17 protein-coding genes are annotated in these 22,104 nt (G+C 64.4%); 5 read left to right on the top strand and 12 right to left on the bottom strand.

Annotation, left to right across the window (positions count from 1 at the left end; all coding sequences use genetic code 11):
* Positions 1-84 precede the first annotated feature (84 nt).
* Together HMI60_RS11990 and HMI60_RS11985 are read left to right on the top strand one after the other, a co-directional pair.
* Positions 85-1,137 carry a 3-isopropylmalate dehydrogenase gene (locus HMI60_RS11990; RefSeq protein ID WP_193589715.1) on the top strand — a complete coding sequence of 351 codons (1,053 nt, stop codon included), beginning with the start codon at positions 85-87 and terminating at the stop codon, positions 1,135-1,137.
* A gap of 118 nt (positions 1,138-1,255) precedes the next feature.
* Positions 1,256-2,368, top strand: coding sequence for a branched-chain amino acid aminotransferase (locus HMI60_RS11985; RefSeq protein ID WP_018776249.1), 1,113 nt, complete (start codon positions 1,256-1,258; stop codon positions 2,366-2,368).
* 1,598 nt (positions 2,369-3,966) lie between these two features.
* Here HMI60_RS11985 and tyrS read toward each other — a convergent pair.
* From tyrS to HMI60_RS11970, 3 genes are all read right to left on the bottom strand, one after another.
* Complete coding sequence (tyrS, locus tag HMI60_RS11980) at positions 3,967-5,277, bottom strand: tyrosine--tRNA ligase (protein ID WP_189075773.1); 1,311 nt, start codon at positions 5,275-5,277, stop codon at positions 3,967-3,969.
* Positions 5,278-5,314: 37 nt separating this feature from the next.
* The gene (locus tag HMI60_RS11975; RefSeq protein ID WP_193589714.1) at positions 5,315-7,543 is read right to left on the bottom strand and encodes an ATP-binding domain-containing protein; all 2,229 of its coding nucleotides are present in this window, start codon (positions 7,541-7,543) and stop codon (positions 5,315-5,317) included.
* Between the two features lie 122 nt (positions 7,544-7,665).
* Positions 7,666-8,322 (bottom strand): DNA-3-methyladenine glycosylase, encoded by a 657-nt coding sequence (locus HMI60_RS11970; protein WP_193591170.1) that lies wholly within the window; start codon positions 8,320-8,322, stop codon positions 7,666-7,668.
* Positions 8,323-8,417: 95 nt separating this feature from the next.
* Between HMI60_RS11970 and HMI60_RS11965 the strand changes: the two genes are divergently transcribed.
* Positions 8,418-9,944, top strand: a complete 1,527-nt coding sequence (locus tag HMI60_RS11965) for a DNA-3-methyladenine glycosylase 2 family protein (protein ID WP_193589713.1) — start codon at positions 8,418-8,420, stop codon at positions 9,942-9,944.
* A 114-nt stretch (positions 9,945-10,058) separates the two neighbouring features.
* On the opposite strand, the gene HMI60_RS11960 is transcribed toward HMI60_RS11965, so the two are convergent.
* From HMI60_RS11960 to argC, 9 genes are all read right to left on the bottom strand, one after another.
* Positions 10,059-10,796: a maleylpyruvate isomerase family mycothiol-dependent enzyme gene (locus HMI60_RS11960; RefSeq protein ID WP_039240664.1), complete on the bottom strand. Its 738-nt coding sequence runs from the start codon at positions 10,794-10,796 to the stop codon at positions 10,059-10,061.
* A gap of 77 nt (positions 10,797-10,873) precedes the next feature.
* Positions 10,874-12,352: an argininosuccinate lyase gene (gene argH / locus HMI60_RS11955; RefSeq protein ID WP_039240662.1), complete on the bottom strand. Its 1,479-nt coding sequence runs from the start codon at positions 12,350-12,352 to the stop codon at positions 10,874-10,876.
* A complete protein-coding gene (locus HMI60_RS11950; RefSeq protein WP_193589712.1) occupies positions 12,349-13,554 on the bottom strand; it encodes an argininosuccinate synthase in 1,206 nt (401 codons plus the stop codon). The genes argH and HMI60_RS11950 overlap by 4 nt, the downstream gene beginning before the upstream one ends.
* Positions 13,555-13,625: 71 nt before the next feature.
* Positions 13,626-14,162 carry an arginine repressor gene (locus tag HMI60_RS11945; RefSeq protein ID WP_039240660.1) on the bottom strand — a complete coding sequence of 179 codons (537 nt, stop codon included), beginning with the start codon at positions 14,160-14,162 and terminating at the stop codon, positions 13,626-13,628.
* Complete coding sequence (gene argF, locus HMI60_RS11940) at positions 14,162-15,181, bottom strand: ornithine carbamoyltransferase (RefSeq protein ID WP_193589711.1); 1,020 nt, start codon at positions 15,179-15,181, stop codon at positions 14,162-14,164. Before argF ends, HMI60_RS11945 begins: the two co-directional genes overlap by 1 nt.
* Positions 15,178-16,512 (bottom strand): acetylornithine transaminase, encoded by a 1,335-nt coding sequence (locus HMI60_RS11935; protein ID WP_193589710.1) that lies wholly within the window; start codon positions 16,510-16,512, stop codon positions 15,178-15,180. Before HMI60_RS11935 ends, argF begins: the two co-directional genes overlap by 4 nt.
* Positions 16,509-17,465 (bottom strand): acetylglutamate kinase, encoded by a 957-nt coding sequence (gene argB / locus HMI60_RS11930; RefSeq protein ID WP_370584005.1) that lies wholly within the window; start codon positions 17,463-17,465, stop codon positions 16,509-16,511. The genes HMI60_RS11935 and argB overlap by 4 nt, the downstream gene beginning before the upstream one ends.
* Positions 17,466-17,476: 11 nt before the next feature.
* Positions 17,477-18,643: a bifunctional glutamate N-acetyltransferase/amino-acid acetyltransferase ArgJ gene (argJ, locus tag HMI60_RS11925; RefSeq protein ID WP_039240658.1), complete on the bottom strand. Its 1,167-nt coding sequence runs from the start codon at positions 18,641-18,643 to the stop codon at positions 17,477-17,479.
* Positions 18,640-19,683 (bottom strand): N-acetyl-gamma-glutamyl-phosphate reductase, encoded by a 1,044-nt coding sequence (gene argC, locus HMI60_RS11920; protein ID WP_193589708.1) that lies wholly within the window; start codon positions 19,681-19,683, stop codon positions 18,640-18,642. Before argC ends, argJ begins: the two co-directional genes overlap by 4 nt.
* Positions 19,684-19,851: 168 nt before the next feature.
* On the opposite strand from argC, the gene HMI60_RS11915 reads away from it, so the two are divergent.
* Together HMI60_RS11915 and HMI60_RS11910 are read left to right on the top strand one after the other, a co-directional pair.
* Positions 19,852-20,940: an acyl-CoA desaturase gene (locus HMI60_RS11915; protein ID WP_018779111.1), complete on the top strand. Its 1,089-nt coding sequence runs from the start codon at positions 19,852-19,854 to the stop codon at positions 20,938-20,940.
* Positions 20,941-21,025: 85 nt separating this feature from the next.
* Positions 21,026-21,991: a quinone oxidoreductase gene (locus HMI60_RS11910; RefSeq protein WP_018779110.1), complete on the top strand. Its 966-nt coding sequence runs from the start codon at positions 21,026-21,028 to the stop codon at positions 21,989-21,991.
* The last annotated feature ends 113 nt before the right edge of the window (positions 21,992-22,104 follow it).

The following is a 22,104-nucleotide window of genomic DNA, read 5'->3' as shown; positions in this document are numbered from 1 at the left end:
CAGGGTCTGAGCCCGTTCACTGCCGAATGTTCGAGGAGTGAGACGATTTTGACCAGCATGTGGATTGCTTGGCTAGATAGACGTATGAGTGCATCGTCCATCAACCTCGCTGTCATCCCCGGCGACGGCATTGGCCCTGAGGTCATCGCCGAAGCCGTCAAGGTTCTCGAAAAAGCCGTAGCCGCCGAAGGCGTGGTTCTTGAGCAGACCCACTACAAGCTCGGTGCCCAGCACTGGCTTGAGACGGGCGAGACCCTGCCTGACGAGGTTCTTGAAGATCTCCGCACGCGTGATGCCATCCTCTTCGGTGCCGTGGGCGCAGCGCCCGGCGATACCCGAATTCCCTCCGGAATCATCGAACGCGAAATGCTCCTGAAGTTGCGCTTCAGCCTTGACCACTTTGTGAACCTGCGTCCGTCGCGGCTCTACGGAACGGTCGGCAGCCCCTTGGCGAACCCCGGGACGATTGATTTCATCGTCGTCCGTGAAGGAACCGAAGGGCCCTACGTGGGCAACGGCGGGACTTTGCGCGGGGGCACTCCCCACGAAGTTGCCACAGAGGTTTCCCTCAACACCGCCCATGGTGTGGAGCGCGTAGTCCGCGATGCCTTCCGCCGGGCCAGCGAGCGTCCGCGCAAGCACGTTACGCTCGTCCACAAGCACAACGTCCTGGTCTTCGCCGGGCACCTGTGGAAGCGGACCGTCGAGGCCGTGGCACAGGAATTCCCCGACGTCACCCACGATTACCTGCACATCGACGCGGCCACCATTTTCATGGTGACTGAACCTTCGCGCTTCGATGTGATCGTCACCGACAACCTCTTCGGCGACATCCTCACCGACCTCGCTGCTGCCGTCACCGGCGGTATCGGCCTGGCGGCATCGGGGAACATCAACATGGACCGCACGGCGCCGTCCATGTTCGAACCCGTACATGGCTCAGCTCCGGACATCGCCGGCCAGCAGAAAGCCGATCCAACCGCGGCCATCCTCTCCGCAGTGCTCCTTCTGGACCACCTTGGCTACACCACGGCGGCCCGCAAGATCGAAGCGGCAGTTATTGCCGACGTCGAGAACCGCGATGGAAAGCCGCGCAGCACAGCTGCCATTGGCGACGCCATTGCGGCCGCACTTTAGGCCCATTACTCAGGCGTAAGCTTGTCTTGAATTATTTATCTGCTTCCCTGGTCCATCGCTGAACCACACCCTTTGGGGGCCCGGTTCGCCATGCCAGGTAGCTGACTGTGGAGGAAACATGACTCAGACTGCCCATGGCGTCGAATTCAGCCAGCAGCTCTCGGAAAACCCGAAGTCTGCTGAGGAGCGTGCAGCCATCCTGGCGAACCCGGGATTTGGCGACTACTTCACCGACCACACCGCCGTCGTCGACTACAAAGTTGACGCCGATGGCAATGGCGGTTGGCAGAATGCCCGGATCGAGCCCTACGGCCCCATCTCCCTGGACCCCTCGGCTGCTGTCCTGCACTACGGCCAGGAAATCTTTGAGGGCCTGAAGGCCTACCGCCACGCCGATGGTTCCGTATGGACCTTCCGGCCCGAAGCCAACGCGGCACGACTGAACAAGTCCGCCCGCCGCCTGGCTCTTCCCGAGCTGCCTGAAGAGTACTTCCTGGGTGCCATCCGCGAACTCGTACAGGCGGACCAGCAGTGGGTTCCGTCCGGAGACGGCGAAGCACTCTACCTGCGTCCGTTCATGATCGCCACCGAGGCCTTCCTCGGCGTCAGGGCTGCACGCGAGGTGTCCTTCCGCGTCATCGCATCTCCCGCCGGCAACTACTTCGGCGGCGAGCTCAAGCCGGTCTCCATCTGGATCTCCCGCGAGTACGCCCGCGCCGGCCGCGGTGGAACCGGTGCCGCCAAGTGCGGTGGCAACTACGCCGCGTCCCTGATCGCACAGCAGGAAGCCGAAGCGAACGGCTGCAAGCAGGTCCTGTTCCTGGACCACTTCAATGACGACGCCGTGGAAGAACTCGGCGGCATGAACGTATTCTTCGTCATGAAGGACGGTTCACTGGTGACTCCCGCGCTGAGCGGCACCATCCTCGAGGGCGTCACGCGCATGTCCGTCATCCAGGTCGCCCGGGACATGGGCCGCGAGGTCACCGAGCGGAAGATCACCCTGGACGAGTGGCGCGATGGAGTAGCATCCGGCGAGATCACCGAAGTTTTTGCCTGCGGTACAGCCGCGGTGATCACTCCGATCGGTGTCCTCAAGGATGCGACCGAGTCCATCGGCGCCGAGGACGCAAAGGCCGGGGAAACCACCATGGCCATTCGCGGGAAGCTCCTCGGAATCCAGACCGGAACTGTAGAGGACACGCACGGCTGGCTGACCCGGCTGGTCTGATCCTCAGGATTTCCCGGGACAACTGAAACGCACGACGGCGGTCCTGCCCTTGGTTTACAAGCGGCAGGGCCGCCGTTCTGCTTCCCGGACGCCTGCTCACATCCCGCGTGTTTCCTTCCGACGCTTCCTCACGTTCCGCGTGTTTGAGCTGGTCGCTTCCTCACATCCCGCGTGCTTCCTTCCGACGCTTGCTCACGTTCCGCGTGTTTGAGCTGGTCGCTTCTTCACGTTCCGCGTGTTTGAGCTGGTCGCTTCTTCACGTTCCGCGTGTTTGAGCTGGTCGCTTCTTCACGTTCCGCGTGTTTGAGCTGGTCGCTTCTTCACGTTCCGCGTGTTTGAGCTGGTCGCTTCTTCACGTTCCGCGTGTTTGAGCTGGTCGCTTCTTCACGTTCCGCGTGTTTGAGCTGGTCGCTTCTTCACGTTCCGCGTGTTTGAGCTGGTCGCTTCTTCACGTTCCGCGTGTTTGAGCTGGTCGCTTCCTCACGTTCCGCGTGTTTGAGCTGGTCGCTTCTTCACGTTCCGCGTGTTTGAGCTGGTCGCTTCTTCACGTTCCGCGTGTTTGAGCTGGTCGCTTCTTCACGTTCCGCGTGTTTGAGCTGGTCGCTTCTTCACGTTCCGCGTGTTTGAGCTGGTCGCTTCTTCACGTTCCGCGTGTTTGAGCTGGTCGCTTCTTCACGTTCCGCGTGTTTGAGCTGGTCGCTTCTTCACGTTCCGCGTGTTTGAGCTGGTCGCTTCTTCACGTTCCGCGTGTTTGAGCTGGTCGCTTCTTCACGTTCCGCGTGTTTGAGCTGGTCGCTTCTTCACGTTCCGCGTGTTTGAGCTGGTCGCTTCTTCACGTTCCGCGTGTTTGAGCTGGTCGCTTCTTCACGTTCCGCGTGTTTGAGCTGGTCGCTTCCTCACGTTCCGCGTGTTTGAGCTGGTCGCTTCTTCACGTTCCGCGTGTTTGAGCTGGTCGCTTCTTCACGTTCCGCGTGTTTGAGCTGGTCGCTTCCTCACGTTCCGCGTGTTTGAGCTGGTCGCTTCTTCACGTTCCGCGTGTTTGAGCTGGTCGCTTCTTCACGTTCCGCGTGTTTGAGCTGGTCGCTTCCTCACGTTCCGCGTGTTTGAGCTGGTCGCTTCTTCACGTTCCGCGTGTTTGAGCTGGTCGCTTCTTCACGTTCCGCGCCACCGTGAACCCCATCACAACCCACCCACCCCCCCCGGACACCCACGCACCCACCCCAACAACCGCCGTCGAACCTCATCCCAGCGGACCGCGACCAAGCGACCGGCCCAAACCCGCGGAACGTGAGCAAGCGTCGGCCTGAAACCCGCGGAACGTGAGCAAGCGACCGGCGCAAACCCTCCGGACGTGAGCGAGCGTCGGCCTGAAACCCTAGGGATGTGAGCGAGCGTCGGAAAGAGGGGGCGGTTATCCGGCAGCGCGCGTCTAAGGGAGGAACGACCGAGCGCGCAGAGGATGACCGCCCCCTCCGCGCCGGCCACCTCTCCGCGACAAGCCCACCGGCCTGAGGAACTGAACAACCCGCGCTTAAACACAAAAAGGGCCGGCAACCATAACGGTCGCCGGCCCTTTCAGAGCTGGGTTGCCAAGGAACCTAGGCCGAGACCTCGATCGTGGCCAGGTTCTTCTTGCCCCGGCGGAGCAGCAAGTAACGGCCGTGAAGGAGTTCGTCCCGGGCAATGACGGCGTCGGGATCGGACACCTTGGTGTTGTTCACGTACGCACCACCTTCGCCAACTGTCCGACGGGCAGCCGACTTGCTCTCGGAAAGTCCGGACGCAACCAGGAGATCGATGATGCCGAGGCCGTCAGCGTTGATCGTCGCTGACGGAAGTTCCGCAGTGGCCGCCTCCAGGGTGCGCTCGTCCAGAACCGTGAGGTCGCCGTTCCCGAAAAGGGCAGCGGAGGCAGCGATGACCTTCTCCGTGGCGTCGACTCCGTGGACCAACGACGTCACTTCGTAGGCAAGCTTCTTCTGGCCTTCGCGGGCAAACGGGCGTTCCGCCACGGCCTCGCCCAACGCTTCGATCTCGGCACGCGAGAGGAAGGTGAACACCTTAAGGCGATCCACGACATCAGCATCCGCCGTGTTCAGCCAGAACTGGTAGAAGGTGTACGGGCTGCACATGTCCGGGTCAAGCCAGACAGCATTGCCTTCGCTCTTGCCGAACTTGGTGCCGTCGGAGTTGGTGATCAACGGCGTACCCAGGGCGTGCACGCTCTTGCCCTCCACCTTGCGGATGAGCTCGGTTCCGCTGGTGAGGTTGCCCCACTGGTCCGAACCGCCGGTCTGCAGGACGCAGTTGTAGTCGCGGAAGAGCTGGAGGTAGTCCATGCCCTGCAGGATCTGGTAGCTGAACTCGGTGTAGCTGATGCCCTCGTCGGAATTCAGGCGCGAGGCAACAGCGTCCTTGCGGAGCATGGTGCCCACGCGGAAGTGCTTGCCGATTTCCCGGAGGAAGTCGATGGCACTCAGGGGCGCAGTCCAGTCAAGGTTGTTGACCATGCGGGCAGCGTTGTCACCCTCAAAGCTGAGGAAGCGGCGAACCTGGCCCTGCAGGTAACCCACCCACTCGGCCACGGTGTCCTTGGTGTTCAAGGTGCGCTCCGCCGTCGGACGCGGGTCGCCGATCAGGCCGGTGGAACCGCCCACCAAACCGAGGGGTTTGTGGCCGGCCAACTGCAGGCGACGCATCAGCAGCAACTGCACCAAGTTGCCCAAGTGCAGTGACGGCGCCGTGGGATCGAAGCCACAGTAATACGTGATCGGGTCCCCGGCGAGCAGTTTTTCCAGTTCCGTTTCATCAGTGGAAACGTGGACCAGGCCGCGCCAAGTAAGTTCCTGCCAGATGTTGGCAAAGGCGGGATCGTTGTGCTGGGACTCGAGGTTGTTTACGTGTGACACGAGATCTAAGTTAGCAGGGTTGCGGGGACGGTTTTGCCTAGCGCTCGATACCGGCAGGCACCGGCGCGGCCGCGATGAGGCGCAGACGCTGCGTGGCCCGGGTCATGGCAACGTAGAGGTCGCCTACCTTGCCGTGCTCGTGGTTGAGCATCGCGGCCGGCTCAAGGACCACCACGCCGTCGAATTCCAGCCCCTTCGCTTCCTTGGGGCTGATGACCACGATGTCCTGCTCGTAGCTGCCTGCCCCGGCACCGATACGGCGTCCGTAGACCTCTTTCAAGGCCGCGGTTGCCTGCGGCAGCAAGGGTCCGTCGGCAATGACGGCCAGCAGGCCGCCGTCGATCGCTTCAACTTCCTCCGGCAGGACGTCCACCAGGCGCTGCACAATACCGTCCGGCGCCACGCGGTCAACGATGGGTGACCACTTGCCCTCACGCACCGCCTTCGGGGCTGAGACCACCAGCCCGGCCCGGTTGGCCATGCGGACGGCAGCTTCTGCGATCTGTGACGGCGTGCGGTAGTTGACCGTCAATTCCTCCAGCGTCCAGCGGTCACCGAACGACGGCGCCAATGCGCTCTGCCACGAATTGGCACCGGCTGCGGCACTCGTCTGGGCGATGTCGCCCACGATGGTGAAGGACTTCAACGGGCAGCGGCGCACCAACAGGCGCCACTGCATGGGTGAGAGCTCCTGGGCCTCGTCAACAACGATGTGGCCGAAGGCCCACGACCTGTCGCTCGTGGCGCGCTCGGCAGCGGTCAACCGGCCTTCGCGCTCCTGGTTTTGCTCCGCCAGCTCTTCGGCCGTGACCAGGACGTCGACACCCATGGCTTCCATGTTGGCCAGGGTCTGCTTGGCATTGGCAAGGTCACGAGCGCGGTCAGCTTCCTGCTGGGCCAATCCCCTGCCGGCTGCCGGATCCAGCTCGCCCAGAAGTTCGGCGGCCTCATCCAGGAGCGGAACGTCTGCTTCGGTCCACGGCGCGTCGACAGGCCGCTGGAGCAAGGAACGCTGTTCGGGCGTCAGGTGCGGCGTGCACGCTTCGAGGATGGCGGGCTTGCTGAAGAGTTCCGAGATGAGCTTCTCCGGCGTCATCGGCATCCAGCACAAGTTCAACGCGATCCGGACGTCCCTGGCAGAGCGAACGTCCTCGGCAAGGTAGGCGCGATCGGCGTTGTTGCCGATGTTCGATTCCTCGACGAGGTCCGTCAGCTGCTCGGTGAGCTCGCGCAGGAGAATCTTGACGAACGTCAGGCGTGCCTCGTTGTGGGGCTTGCCGGTGGCGCGAGCCTTTTCGCGGGCACGGCGCACTTGGCGCACAGTGAGCGTCAGCTTCCGTGAATCGACTTCCAGGATGCGGTCCTCGGCAGGTGTCCGTTGCCGGTTCGCCACAGCGTTGGCCACCACCTTGGCCATGTCGAGCTTGCCCTTGAGGGCAGCGACGTCGGCGTTTTCCTCGGGGATGGCGTTGATGCCGGGCATCAGGCGGCCGAGGCTGGCCATGACCACCCCTGTTTCACCGAGGGACGGGAGCACGCGTTCGATGTAGTGCATGAACGACGACGACGGTCCCACCAGCAGGACGCCGGCGCTCTTGAGCCGGTCGCGGTGCGTGTAGAGCAGGTAGGCCGCGCGGTGCAGGGCAACAGCGGTCTTACCCGTACCGGGACCACCTTGAACAACAAGCGCCCCTGAAATGGAGGAACGGATGATCCTGTCCTGTTCGGACTGGATGGTGCCCACGATGTCCGACATCCGGCCCGTACGCTTCGAATTCAGCGCGGCCAGCAGCGCGCCTTCGCCTTGGAGGGAGTCGTTGTCGGCCAGCATCCCCGCGTCCAGGACGTCATCTTCGATCGCCTTGACGTCGCGTCCCTGAAGGATCAGGTGACGACGGCGGCGCACACCTTGGCGGTCGAACGCGGTCGCCTGATAGAAGTGGCCGGCTTCGGGCGCACGCCAGTCGACCATGAGCCGCTGGAGGTCGGCCGTGGACAGGCCGATGCGACCGATGTACTGCGCCTCTCCGGAATCCAGGTCGAGGCGGCCGAAGACCAAGCGGTCGTCGACGGCGTCGAGCTGGGCAAGGCGGTCCTCGTACAGGGCAGCGAACGCGTCACGCTCTGAGACGTTCTGCATGGTTCCCACCGCGCCTGCCTTGCGCACCTGCGCCAGCTGGGCGCGCTTTTCAGCGCGCAGCTCATCGAGCCGGGCGTAAAGCCCGGCAACGTATTCCTGCTCGTGGACCAAATCAGCGTCGTGCATCGAACCGTAACCCCTATCGCAAAAGACAGACCTACCATTCTACAGCGATTTTGGTAAACGCGTGGGGTACAAGTCATACCTCGGACTGCGTCACAGGAAAGTCGTACTGCCGGAGGGGAAAGTTACCCGGATGCAGGCCTTTTTCTGGGCCGCGCCGCCTTGTACCTGGACACAGTCGGGTCATCCTCAATCCAAAAACGCCACGGGTACTCGGTGGTGCCGCCCGGTCCCGCCACTCCAACGCGGGGACCGCTGGCCACTGCCGCCGCCGGAACCGCAGGCAACCACAAGCTGAAGGGTTCCGCGAGCGCGTCACGGCCGGTGTCCGACGTCGTCAGTCCCAGTGCGGAGGCGAGCCTGGCTGGTCCGCTGGCCAGGTCCTTATGTGCTTTCGAGGCCGGTCTTCGGACGGCGGCGAGGCCTTCGCCGTCGACGATTTCTCCCGCCCGCAGGAGCAAAGCCGAGGGTGAACCGTCGGGTCCGCAAACGATGTTGGCGCAATAGTGCATGCCATAGGTGAAGTAGATGTAGAGAAATCCCGGCGGTCCAAACATGGGCGCGTTCCGGGCCGTGGGGCCGCCGAAGGTGTGCGAACCGGGGTCGGGGTGTTCGGAATCCTTGGGACCCATATAGGCCTCGACTTCCGTCAGGCGGACGGAAACCGGGCCCGCTTCCGAGTTGTGGGTCAGTACAGCGCCAAGGATCAGCGGGGCGATCACACGGGGGTCGCCCTCAAGGAAGCTACGCACTTCCGCCGGGTCGCTGACACCATTCTCCATGGACGAACTCATGACCAGACCCTAGCAACAACCCCCGTAACGGACATGTCCGATTTCCGCTAGCACCGACCCGGGGCGGCTGGCAGGATGAAGCCATGGACTTCTGGCAGCGCTACCGGGCAATCGACGCCCGCGACACCCGGTTCGACGGTCAATTCTTCACAGCCGTCAGGTCCACCGGCATCTATTGCAGGCCATCCTGTCCCGCCCGGACACCCAAGGCCGAGAACGTCACGTTCTATGAAACATCGGCGGCAGCGCACGAGGCCGGCTACCGGGCCTGCAAGCGATGCCTGCCCGAAGCGGTTCCCGGGACGCCCGCGTGGAACCTCCGTTCCGATATCGCCGGCCGCGCCATGCGATTGATCAACGACGGTGTCATAACCCGCGAAGGCGTCGATGGCCTGGCGCACCGTTTGGGGTACTCAGCCCGCCATCTCAACCGCATCCTCAGCCATGAACTGGGCGCGAGCCCGCTCTCCCTTGCACGGGCAAGCAGAGCGCAGACGGCCAGGACCCTGTTGGTCTCTACGGACATGCTTCTGGCAGATGTCGCATTCGCTTCCGGGTTCAACAGCGTGCGCCAATTCAACGACACCATCGGTGAAGTGTTCGCCATGACCCCGACGGCGTTACGCGCCACCGGGGCGAAGACCGGCCTGCGCCGTGGTTCCGGGGTTTCGGAGGCCACGCCCTCGGCGCTGACACTGAACCTGCCCTATAGGGAACCGTTCGACCCCGGAATCTTCGACTTCCTGGCAGTACGCGCAGTTCCCGGCATCGAGTCTGCGGACACCTCGGCGGACGGAACCCGGAGCTACGCACGCACCCTGCGCCTGCCTCGAGGCAACGCATCCTTCTCTGTCTCCTTCAACCCCGAATCCCGTGGAAAGCCCCTGCAACTGACGGTCAACGCCCTGGATCTCCACGACCTCCCGGCACTGTTGAGCCGGGTCCGGAGACTGTTCGACCTCGACGCCGATCCGCAGGCGATCGATGACGCCCTTGCCATAGACCCCCGTCTGTCCGGCAGAATCCCGGCCATTCCCGGTATCCGGGTTCCCGGCGCGGTGGATCCCCAGGAACTGCTGATCCGGGCGATGATCGGTCAACAGATCACCGTCGCCGCCGCCCGCACGGCCCTCACACAGTTGTCGGACGCCGGCTCCCCCGCCGGTGTGGGCGGACCGGGTTTGGATCGACTGTTTCCGACGGCGGCAGAACTCGCCGAGCACGGCCGGGCCCTGCTCCGGGGACCCCGGCGTCGCATCGACTCCATCGTGTCAGCTGCGGAGGCCATGGCTACCGGGACACTTGATTTCGACTACGGCGACGACGTCGAAAGCCTTGGACGCAAGCTGCTCCCCTTGCCCGGGGTGGGGCCGTGGACCGTGGGATACGTCGCGATGCGCGTGCTCGGCGCTCCGGACATTCTGCTGGCCAACGATGCTGCGGTCCGGAACGGCTTGAAGGTCCTTCCGTCAGGGGCGGGACTCAGTGCCGACTTCCGGGAAGTCAGCCCTTGGCGCTCCTACGCCACCATGCATTTGTGGCGTGCGGCGGCAAAGCCCGTTGCGGTCCATCCCTCCCGCACGGCAGCCGTCGTCGGCACCCACGCCTAGTGCCGGCGTCGCGCTGTTGAGTCGACTGGGCGTGAGCAAGCGTCCGGACCAAACACGCGGAACGTGAGCAAGCGACCGCACCAAACACACGGAACGTGAGGAAGCGTCGGTGGACTAACGGGCAGCGGGTTGGGCGGCCGGCCAGGGCAGAAGTTCGGGCAGTTCGACGCCGTCGGCGGCCGCAGTTGCCCGGAGGCTGCCGAGGCTCGGTTCGCGACCCGCCAACCACGCTGCGATGTCCGTCAGCATGCCGGTGATCGCAATCGACGTGCCACCGCTGCCGATGCTCAGCTGCGGAAGGCCGGTAGGCTGCAGGACCAGCTTGTATTTCCCGGGCACGCGCGCGGCCAGGAAACCCACGAGGTGTTCGCAGAACGGGCGGCTCCAGGTCTCCGGTCCGAATCCCAGACGCAGGTCCGCGGCATGGATGGTGAGTTCGCGCCACAGCGCCAGGCCGCCGTCGAGGACTGTTCCGTCCCGATAGGCAATCCGGGCTTGCCAGTCGTCAGGACCCAAGGCGTCGAATGCGGCGAGGGCGGAATCCAGCGCAGCGGTGACGGACTCCGTGTGCTGCGCAAGGCTGTGACCGGCGGCCAGTTCAATCGCTTTCGTGCGTCCTTCCATGCCGCCGTCGTACAGTTCGATGGTTTCTCCACGGCGTGCATATTCGAGCTGGCGTGCCATCGCGTCGGCAATGCCCCTGATATGGGCAAGGACGTGTCCACGGGTCCAACCGGGAAGTTCCGAGGGTTCGGCTACGGACGCGTCGTCCATTTTGGCAAGGAGTCGGGTGACGGTGCCGGCGGCTTTGTGAAGCTCTGCGGGCAGCGTCTCTGGGGTGATCCGGGTCATATCGCCATGCTAACGCAGAGTTAAACGAAGAGCGGGACGGCGCCTTCAGGCACCGTCCCGCTCCCGGCGGACGAGGGTTACAACGCGTAGGAGCGCGCTGCGTCCAGTTCAGCTTCCAAAGCAGCCAGTTGGCGTTCGACGGCGGCCGGTGCGGTTCCGCCTTGCGAGTTGCGGCTGTTGAGGGAACCTTCGGTGCTCAGCACAGAGCGGACCTCGGGCGTCAGGTGCTCCGAAATCGCTGCGTACTCTTCGTCCGTGAGATCCCACAGTTCCACGCCCCGGCCTTCGGCCTGCTTCACCGCTGCCCCGGAGAGCTCGTGTGCCTCGCGGAACGGAACGCCCTGGCGGACCAGCCATTCGGCGATATCGGTCGCCAGCGCAAAGCCCTGGGGTGCCAGTGATTCCATCCGCTCGGTGTTGAACGTGAGCGTGGCGATCATGCCGGACACGGCCGGGAGCAAGAGCTCCAGGGTGTCTGCGGCGTCGAAGACCGGCTCCTTGTCTTCCTGCAGATCGCGGTTGTACGCGAGCGGCAGGCCTTTGAGCGTCGCGAGGAGGCCGGTCAGGTTGCCGATGAGGCGTCCCGCCTTGCCGCGCGCGAGCTCGGCAACATCCGGGTTCTTCTTCTGCGGCATGATCGAGGACCCCGTGGAGTACGAGTCATGCAGCGTGACGAAGGAGAACTCCTTGGTGGCCCAGAAAATGACTTCCTCGGAAATCCGGGACAGGTCAACGCCAATCATGGAGCAAACCCAGGCGAACTCGGCAAAGACATCACGTGAAGCCGTGCCGTCGATCGAGTTGTGCACGGCCGAGAAGAAACCGAGGTCCGCGGCAACAGCTTCAGGATCCAGCCCAAGGGACGAACCAGCCAAGGCACCGGAACCATACGGCGAAACACCGGCGCGCTTGTCCCAGTCCTGGAGCCGCTGCACATCGCGCAGCAAAGCCCAGGCATGGGCCAGCAGGTGGTGGCTCAGGAGAACCGGCTGGGCATGCTGCAAGTGGGTACGGCCAGGCATGGCGACACCATGGTGTGCCTTTGCCTGCTCAACGAGGGCATCGATGGTGGCAAGGACACCCTGGGCGATGATCCGGGCGTGGTCCCGCAGGAACATGCGGCCAAGGGTGGCCACTTGGTCGTTGCGTGAACGGCCGGCGCGGAGCTTGCCGCCCAACTGGGTCCCGGCACGCTCAATCAGTCCGCGTTCCAGTGACCCGTGCACGTCCTCGTCGCTCTCGGCCGGGAGATAGGCGCCGCTCGCGACGTCTTCGTCCAACTGCGTGAGGGCTGCGAGCATGCCTTCGAGCTCGGCGTCGTCCAAAAGTCCGGCCTTGGCCAGCACGCGGGCGTGGGCCTTGGAACCGGCGATGTCGTAACGGGCAAGCCGCCAATCAAAGTGGGTGGACTTGCTCAGTGCGGCCAGCGCATCCGCGGGGCCGCCGGCGAACCGGCCGCCCCACAGTGCACCTTCATTTGTCCCTGAACGCTCCCCTACCTCGCTACGCTCGGCCGCCGGGGACCCCTGCGTCCCGGGGCCCTGCTGCGGCGTCACTCGCCTGCGACGCGGAGGTCGCGGCCGGAGGCTACCTTCGAGGACATGCCCCACAGCTCGATGAAGCCGCGTGCCATGGACTGGTCGAAGGTGTCGCCGGTGTCGTAGGTGGCGAGGTCGAAGTCGTAAAGCGAGGTCTCGGAGCGACGTCCGTTGACGACTGCCTGGCCGCCGTGCAGGACCATGCGGATGTCACCGGAGACGTACTTCTGGGTGTCCTCGATGAAGGCGTCCAGGGAGCGCTTGAGCGGGGAGAACCACTGTCCGTCGTACACGAGTTCTGCCCAGCGCTGGCCAACGGTGGCCTTGAAGCGGGCCTGCTCGCGCTCGATGGTGATGTCCTCGAGGTGCTTGTGCGCGGTGATCAGCGCCATGGCGCCCGGGGCTTCGTAGATTTCGCGGGACTTGATGCCCACAAGGCGGTCCTCGACGACGTCGATGCGGCCAACGCCCTGCGCGCCCGCACGGCGGTTGAGTTCCTGGATGGCCTGCAGCGGGGTGACCTTGACGCCGTCGATGGCTACCGGCACGCCGGCCTGGAAGGAAATGATGACCTCGTCCGGTGCCGGCGGGAATTCCGGGGTGGCGGTGTAGTCGTAGATGTCCTTGGTGGGAGCGTTCCAGATGTCCTCAAGGTAACCGGTTTCGACGGCGCGTCCCCAGACGTTCTGGTCGATCGAGTACGGGTTCTTCTTGGTGGTCTCGATCGGCAGGCCCTTTTCCTCAGCGAAGGCGATGGCCTTGTCGCGGGTCAGTGCGAGGTCGCGGACGGGTGCGATGCACTTCAGGTCCGGGCCGAGGGTCTGGATGCCGACTTCGAAGCGGACCTGGTCGTTGCCCTTGCCGGTGCAGCCGTGGGCAACGGTGGTGGCGCCGAATTCGCGGGCAGCCTTCACCAGGTGCTTCACGATGACCGGACGGGAGATCGCCGAAACCAGCGGGTAGTGGCCCTGGTAGAGCGCGTTGGCCTTCAGCGTCGGCATGGCGTACTCGTTGGCGAACTCGTCGCGGGCGTCCGCGACGTAGGCCTCGACGGCGCCGCAGCCGAGGGCGCGCTGGCGGATGGTCTCCAGGGACTCGCCACCCTGTCCGACGTCAACGGCCACGGCGATGACCTCGGCACCGGTGGCTTCACCGATCCAGCCGATGGCTACGGACGTATCAAGGCCACCGGAGTAGGCCAGAACAATGCGCTCAGTCACGAGAGTGCTCCTTTGTTGTTGCTTGGTTCATTCGAATCAAATGCTGTGTGAATCAGTGCTGTGTAAAGCAGTTAGTTGCCGGGGCCGGCTTCCTCGGCCATCCGCAGGAATCTGGCCGCTAGCTCTGCCCCGCCATCGGGATCCCGTGCGACCAGCAGCAAAGTATCGTCGCCTGCGATCGTACCCAATACCGACGGCATCACGGAGTGGTCAACGGCCAGTGCCAGGAAGTTCGCTGCCCCCGGCGGGGTGCGGAGCACCACGATGTTGCCCGATGCCTCGGCGGTTACCAGGAGTTCGCCGCAGAGCCGGGTCAGCCGCGCGTCGAGAATTTCCTGGGTGACCCCGCTCTTGGCGTTGCGGTCGCCGCCCTCCCCCGGCACGGCGTAGACCAATGCTCCATCCTTGCCGCGGACGCGCACCGCGCCCAGTTCCACGAGGTCGCGGGACAGTGTGGCCTGGGTGACCTGCACGCCGTCGTCCGCGAGCAGGGCTGCAAGCTCTGCTTGGGAACGCACGGACTCACCCGTCAGGATCGCAGTGATGCGGGCCTGTCGGGCGGTCTTGGTGGCCGGGCTTGCGCCCGGCACGGACGGGTTGGCGGACACTAGAACGTGCTCTCCCCAGTGCTCTCCAGGGCAGAGGTGCCTTCGACGGGAGAGAGGCCCTCAACGAACGCAAGCCCGGAGCGGTGCATCAGCCAGGCCATGAGGGCCTTCTGGGCGTGGAGCCGGTTCTCTGCCTCATCCCAGACGATGGACTGCGGTCCGTCAATGACGCCGGCCGAAATCTCGTAACCGCGGTATGCCGGGAGGCAGTGGAGGACGACGGCGTCCGGCGCGGCCTGCGCCATGGCAGCCTCGTCCACGGAGTAGTCGCGGAACAGTTGCAGGCGTGCTTCCTTCTCCGCTTCCTGGCCCATGGACACCCAGGTGTCCGTTGCCACGACATCTGCACCTTTGAGGGCTTCGGCGGCATCGCTGGTGATCAGGACGGAACCACCGGTTTCAGCGGCGCGCTCTTCCGCGGCCGCGACGATTTCCGGTGCCGGGAGGTAGCCTTCGGGACCGGAGATGCGGACGTGCATTCCCGCGGTAACTCCCGCCAGGAGGTAGGAGTTGGCCATGTTGTTCGCAGCATCACCCAAGTAGGCCATGGTCAATCCTGCGAGCTCCCCCTTGTGTTCCTTGACGGCCAGGAGGTCGGCAAGGAGCTGGCACGGGTGGTAGTCGTCGCACAGGGCGTTGATGACGGGGACCTTGGAGTTTTCCGCCATGGCCACCAGGCCCGAGTGGGCTCCGGTGCGCCACACAATGGTGGAGACCATGCGCTCCAGGACCTTCGCGGTGTCCTCCACGGATTCCTTGTGACCGATCTGCGCTTCACCGGGATTGATGATCAAGGCGTTGCCACCCATGTCGGCGATGCCCGTGGCGAAGGAGACACGTGTCCGGGTGGACGTCTTGTCGAAGATCACCGCGACCGTCTTCCGGCCGTTGCCTTCCCCGGCGAAGGGCTGCACGCTGTACGGCGCGGCCTTCATCCGGGCTGCGAGTTCCAGAACCTCGGCCTGCTCAGCCGGGCTCAGGTCGGTGTCTTTGAGGAAGTGACGGGTGGAAATGCTCACTTGTTGTCCTTGGAATTCGTGGCCTTGGCCGTGGAGATCAATGCCGGCAGGGCGGTCAGGAACCGGTCTGCCTGTTCGATGGTCAGGATCAGCGGGGGCGCCAGGCGGATGGTCCGCGGGCCGGGGCTGTTGATAATGAATCCGGCATCCAGGGCCGCTGTCACCATGGCCGGTGCTACGTCGGCGTCCACGTCAAAGCCGATGAGAAGGCCTTCTCCGCGGACTTCGGTCACAGCCTCATGTGCGGCGAGGCCGTCGCGCAGGTGCGCTCCAACAGCGAGCACATTCTGCAGGACACCCTGGCTTTCGATCGCGTGAAGCGTGGCAAGCGCGGCGGCGGTGGCCACGGGGTTTCCGCCGAAAGTGGTGCCGTGCTGCCCGGCGGTGAGCAGAGCCGACGTCGTACTGCCGAACGTGACCAGAGCTCCTACGGGGAAGCCGCCACCGAGTCCCTTGGCGAGGGTCACGGCGTCGGGCACGATGCCCGCGTCTTCGCTTGCCAACCATTTGCCGGTGCGGCCGATGCCTGTTTGGACTTCGTCCAGGATCAGCAGCGCGCCCGCGGCGCTGGTGGCCTCGCGGGCAGCCCGCAGGTATTCGGTACTGAGGGGCCGGACGCCCGCTTCGCCCTGGATCGGTTCCAGGAATACGGCCGCGGTGGAATCGTCGACGGCGGCGCGCAAGGCGTCGATGTCGTTGAACGGGATGTGGACCACGCCACCGGGCAGTGGCTCGAAAGGCGCACGGTAGGCCTCTTTGGCAGTGAGCGCCAAAGCACCCATGGTGCGGCCGTGGAAGGCGCCTGCAAGGGCAATGATCTTGGTGCGCTTGCCGTCGGCGTTGTTCCGCCGCGCGAGCTTGAAGGCCGCCTCGTTCGCTTCCGTGCCGGAGTTCGCGAAGAACACCTTGGACCCGGCCGGTGCCTTGCTCAGGGACAGCAGCTTCTCGGCAAGGGCAATCTGGGTGGGGCTGGTGAAGAAGTTGGAAACATGGCCCAGCGTGGCCAACTGGCTGGAAATCACCGAGGTGACGAACGGGTGGGCGTGGCCCAGCGCGTTCACGGCGATACCGCCCAGGAGGTCCAGGTATTCCTTGCCGTCGGCGTCCCACACAAGGCAGCCGGCGCCACGGACAAGAACCCGCTGCGGGGTCCCGAAGACACCCATGAGCGACGACGAGTAACGGGCAAGCCAGTCCGCGCCATTACTCACTCCAGTAATGACGGAAGCTTTGGCGTCCGATCCGGCGATGGACCCCCGGGTGTGGTCGGGCACCGCGAAGCGGGCGGGGGGTCCATCGCCGGTCGGGCTGAGGCCAACAGTTTCGCTCATGCGTTCACTTCCTCGTCGGGTACTACCTGGGTGCCGATGCCCGCCGTCGTAAAGGTTTCCAGCAGCATCGAGTGCGGCAGGCGGCCGTCGACGATGTGTGCGCGTTCCACGCCTTTGTCGATGGCCTTCAGGCACGCGGCCATCTTCGGGATCATTCCGGACTCGAGGCGGGGCAGCATTTCACGGAGTTCGGAGGCCGTCAGGGAGGAGATCAGCGAGGACTTGTCCGGCCAGTTGGCGTAGAGGCCTTCGACGTCGGTGAGGATGACCAGCTTGGTGGCGCCCAAGGCTGACGCTACCGCGGCTGCGGCGGTGTCCGCGTTGACGTTGAGGACCTGGCCTGTGGTCTGGAAACCGTTGCCTTCCTCAGTGATCTCGGGGGCGACCGTAGAAATCACGGGGATGCGGCCCGCGTCGAGGATGTCCTTGATACCGGCGGGGTCCACGCCGACGACTTCGCCCACCAGGCCGAGGTCGACTTCCTCGCCGTCCACCACGGTGCCGGTCCGGACGGCGCGCAGCAGTCCACCGTCTTCGCCGGACATGCCCACCGCGTACGGGCCGTGGGAGTTGATGAGGCCAACGAGTTCGCGTCCTACCTGGCCCGTGAGGACCATGCGGACAACGTCCATGGCTTCGGGGGTGGTGACGCGCAGGCCGCCTTTGAACTCGGACTCGATGCCGAGCCGGCCCAGCATGGAGTTGATCTGGGGACCTCCGCCGTGGACCACCACCGGGTGGATACCTACGTGGTGGAGGAACACGATGTCCTCGGCGAAGGCACGCCGAAGGTCATCGTTGACCATGGCGTTTCCGCCGTACTTGATCACCATGGTGGTGCCGGCGAAACGCTGGATCCAAGGCAGTGCCTCGATCAGCGTGCCAGCCTTGTCCTGTGCTGATTCGGCCGAGACGTAGCCCGGTGCAGTCTTCTCGCGGGTGTGCGCAGTCATCGTCATTCCGCTCAGCTCGAGTAGGCGCTGTTCTCGTGCACGTAGTCGTGCGTGAGGTCATTGGTCCAAATAGTCGCTTCGGCGTCGCCGGCCTGGAGATCAATTTCCACGAGCACTTCGCGCGGTTCGAGGTCCACCAGGTTCCGGTCATCACCGATCGCACCGTTGCGGCAGATCTGGATGCCGTTCATGGCGACGTTGAGCTGGTCCGCTTCGAACACAGCGTCGGTGGTTCCTACGGCGGACAGCACGCGTCCCCAGTTGGGGTCTTTGCCGAAGATGGCCGCTTTGAAGAGGTTGGAGCGGGCCACGGAGCGGCTGACGGTTTCAGCGTCACGTTCGCTGGCGGCATTGAAGGTGCGGATGGCGATGTCGTGGCTGGCACCTTCGGCGTCGCCGATCAGCTTGCGGGCAAGCTCAGCGCAGACGGCGGTTACCGCTTCGCTGAGTTGCTCTGCCGACGGCAGGGCCTCGGAAGCACCTGAAGCGAGCAGCACCACGGTGTCGTTCGTGGACATGCAGCCATCCGAGTCTGCACGGTCGAACGTGACGCGCGTGGCGTCCCGGAGCACTACGTCGAGCTCGTTCGCAGGTACTTCAGCGTCGGTGGTAAGGACCACCAGCATGGTGGCCAGGCCTGGAGCCAGCATCCCCGCACCCTTGGCGATACCGCCGACGGTGAACGGCTTGCCTTCCGCATCCTTACCCGCGAAGACAGCTTCCTTGGAGACGCTGTCCGTGGTCATGATGGCGGTTGCCGCGGCTGCGCCACCGTCCTCTGAGAGCTCCTTGGCGGCGGCTTCGACACCCGGGATGATTTTGTCCATGGGCAGCTGCTCGCCGATCAGCCCGGTGGAGCACACCACGACGTCGGAAGCTGAGATTCCCAGCACCGCCGCCACTTTCTCAGCGGTTGCGTGGGTGTTCTGGAAGCCCTGCGGACCGGTGCAGGCGTTGGCGCCACCGGAGTTCAGCACTACGGCGTCCACGCGGCCATCGCTGACAACTTGGCGGGACCAGTGAACAGGGGCAGCTGCCACCCGGTTGGAGGTGAAAACCGCGGCGGCCGCCTTGGACGGACCATCGTTGACGACGAGTGCCAGATCCGGCTTGCCTGAGGCCTTGATGCCGGCTGTGATGCCGGCGGCCCGGAATCCCTTGGGTGCGGTAATGGTCACGGTGCAACTCCCTGCAGGTTCAGGCCGGCTGTTTCGTCCAGGCCGAGGGCAATGTTCATGGACTGCACGGCTCCGCCGGCTGTCCCCTTGGTGAGGTTGTCGATGGCGCAGGTGACGATGACACGGCCGGTGTGCTGGTCGAACGCCAGCTGCATGACGGCATGGTTGGAACCCTGCACCGACTTGGTGGTTGGCCACTGGCCCTCGGGCAGCAGGTGCACGAACGGTTCGTCGTCGTAGGCATCCGCCCACGCCTGGCGAAGCTCGGCTTCAGCGACACTGCGACCATCCTGCAGCCGCACTTTCGCTGTAGCAGTGGTGAGGATGCCGCGGCTCATCGGAGCGAGCGTAGGGGTGAACGACACTGTCACGGATTCCCCTGCCGCATTGGACAGTCCCTGTTCGATCTCAGGCGTGTGGCGATGACCGCCACCCACGCCGTAGGGGCTCATGGAACCCATGACCTCCGAGCCGATCAGGTTGACCTTGGCCGCTTTGCCGGCACCTGAGGTGCCTGAGGCGGAAACAATCACGACGTCGTCCGGCTGGAGGAGATTGTTGGCGAACCCTGGCGTCAAGGCCAGCAGGGCCGACGTCGGATAGCAGCCAGGCACGGCGATCCTGGTTGCGCCCTTGAGAACCTCGCGCTGGCCCGGCAGTTCGGGCAGGCCGTACGGCCACGTGCCCGCATGTTCGGAGCCGTAAAACTTCTCCCACGCTGAGGCGTCCTGCAAGCGGTGGTCCGCGCCGGCGTCGATGACTACAGTACCTTCCGGCAACTGTGCCGCGATCCCGGCAGAGGTGCCATGCGGCAGGGCCAGGAACACAACGTCATGGCCGGAGAGGTTCTCCACCGTGGTGTCTTCCAGTATCCGGCTGGCCAAACCGTGGAGATGTGGCTGCAACTCCCCTAGTCTGGAACCGGCGTTGCTGTGTGCGGTAATGGCACCGATGGTGACGTTCGGATGGCCCGCAAGCAAGCGCAGCACTTCTCCCCCGGCGTAGCCGCTGGCACCGGAGACGGCAACAGAAATAGTCATAACTCCACTATACAGCAAGAATATTCATGCTGTCCGATATTTATGCATGCCCGATGTGAGCTGTCACATTTGTTAGGACATTGCGCGTATGCTTAGTGGAGGGTGATCCAGACCGTGCAGTCCGAACGTCGGCTGCAGCGTTGCCCGTTAGCGATACGGGGCACATATATGGCACCCACGTCCACCGCTGAGCGCCCCAAAGCACGCGCAATTCAGCCAAATCCCGTCGTTCAGAGCTACTCAGAGCTCCTCAAGACCGTCAAGTCCGCAGGGCTCCTTGAGCGCCGCAGCGGCTTCTACATCTGGGTTTTCGTAGCCCTGATACTGCTCATGGCCGGCACCTGGCTCGGCTTCGCCCTCTTGGGCGAGTCCTGGTACCAACTCCTCATCGCCGCCGCAGTCGGTATTCTCTGCACGCAGCTCAGCTTCCTGGCCCATGAGGCCGGACACAAGCAGATCTTCGCTTCACGCCGCGCCAACGATTGGTCAGCCCGCCTCCTGGCCACAGGCATTGCCGGCATCAGCTACTCCTGGTGGGAACAGAAACACGGCGCCCACCACAACCACCCCAACGTCATTTCCAAGGACCCCGACATCCGGAACAACGCCTTGGTCTTCTACGAGGATGCAGCGGCAGAACGCAAGGGCCGCCTGGCGTTCCTCACCAAGAAGCAGGGGTGGTTCTTCTTCCCCCTCCTGACGCTGCTTGGCCTGAGCCTTCAGTTCGACTCGCTTCGTTTCGTGCTCGGCAAGCAGAACGTACGTCACCGCTGGGTAGAGGCACCCATCCTGCTGGCAAGGCTCACGGCCCTTCCCGTACTGGCTTTCACCTTCCTGCCCATCGGGATGGCTTTTGCCTTCCTCGGTGTCCAGATCATGGTCTACGGCTTCTACATGGGAGCTTCGTTTGCGCCGAACCACAAGGGCATGCCCGTCCTCCCCAAGGACAGCCGCGTGGACTTCCTCAACCGTCAGATCCTGACCTCGCGCAACATCTCCGGCGGCATCTTCATGGACTTCCTCCTCGGCGGACTCAACCGTCAGGTGGAGCACCACTTGTTCCCTGACATGGCCCGCCCCCACTTGTACAAGGCCACAAAGATCGTCCGCGAATTCTGCGCCAAGCATTCGATCTCCTACACCGAAACCACGCTGATGCAGTCCTACGGCATCGTGGTCCGGTACCTGAACGAAGTCGGCCTGGCAGCGGGCCGCGGATTCGATTGCCCCGTGGCATCGACGCACGGACGCTTCTAGGCGTTCGACACGGGAGGCCCCAACCTCCCTAGGATGGGTTCTGAAACCGGGCACCGGAAGGTCCGCCCCGGAGTAAGGAGCCACCATGACGCACGCAATCGTTGCACAGCAGCCCGGAGGACCGGAGGTCCTCGAGTTCGCTTCCGTCGAAGTACCGGCACCGGGCCCCGGGCAGCTGCTGATCAAAGTCGCAGCTGCCGGGGTCAACTTCATCGAGACCTACCAGCGCAATGGCACCTACAAGGTGGACTACCCCTTCACCCCCGGCGCCGAAGCAGCCGGCGTCGTGGAGGCGGTAGGCGAGGGCGTTGAAGAGTTTGCCATCGGCGACCGCATTGCCACGGCCGAAGGAACCAGGACCTACGCGGAGTACGCCCTGGTGGACGCCGCCAGGGCGCTCCCGGTTCCTGCCGGCGTCGATGACCACACCGCCGCCGCCCTGCCGCTGCAGGGAATAACGGCCCACTACCTGATGAACTCCTCTTTCCGGGTTGAGCCCGGCCACACGGTGCTTCTGCACGCCGGAGCCGGCGGAGTAGGCCTGCTGTTGACCCAACTGCTGAAGGCCCGCGGGGCCCGGGTCATCACCACCGTGTCCTCCGACGAGAAGGCCGATCTGTCCACTCTCGCCGGGGCTGATGACGTCCTGCGCTATGAGGGCTTCGCCGACAAGGTCCGTGAACTCACCGACGGCGAGGGCGTCAACGTCGTCTACGACGGCGTTGGCAAGGACACCTTCGATGACTCTCTGAGAAGCCTGCGGATCCGTGGGGCCATGGTGCTGTTCGGCGCAGCCTCGGGACCGGTCCCGCCGTTTGATCCACAGCGGTTGAACGCGGCAGGCTCGTTAACACTCACCAGGCCCACCATGGCGCACTTTGTACAGAATGCCCAGGAACGCCGGTGGCGCTCGGCCGAAATTTTCGACGCCGCAGCCAACGGCACCCTTGCTGTCAGGGTCGGCGCCACGTACCCCCTGGCCGAAGCGGCCCAGGCCCACAGGGACCTGGAGGGACGCCGGACCACCGGCAAGGTCCTGCTGGTCCCGTAACGACCGGCTTGTCCTGTGACGACCGGCTTGTCCTGTGACGACTGGCTTTGCCCGTAGGGGCAGCGCCCGGCCCCAAACTCCCGGTGACGTTCAGGCGAACATCGCAGCAACGG

It is taken from the genome of Paenarthrobacter sp. YJN-D (genome assembly GCF_015040335.1).
GTDB classification, from domain to species: Bacteria; Actinomycetota; Actinomycetes; order Actinomycetales; family Micrococcaceae; genus Arthrobacter; species Arthrobacter nicotinovorans.
Note: the sequence above shows the minus strand (reverse complement) of the source record. Positions and strands in the feature narration are given on the sequence as shown.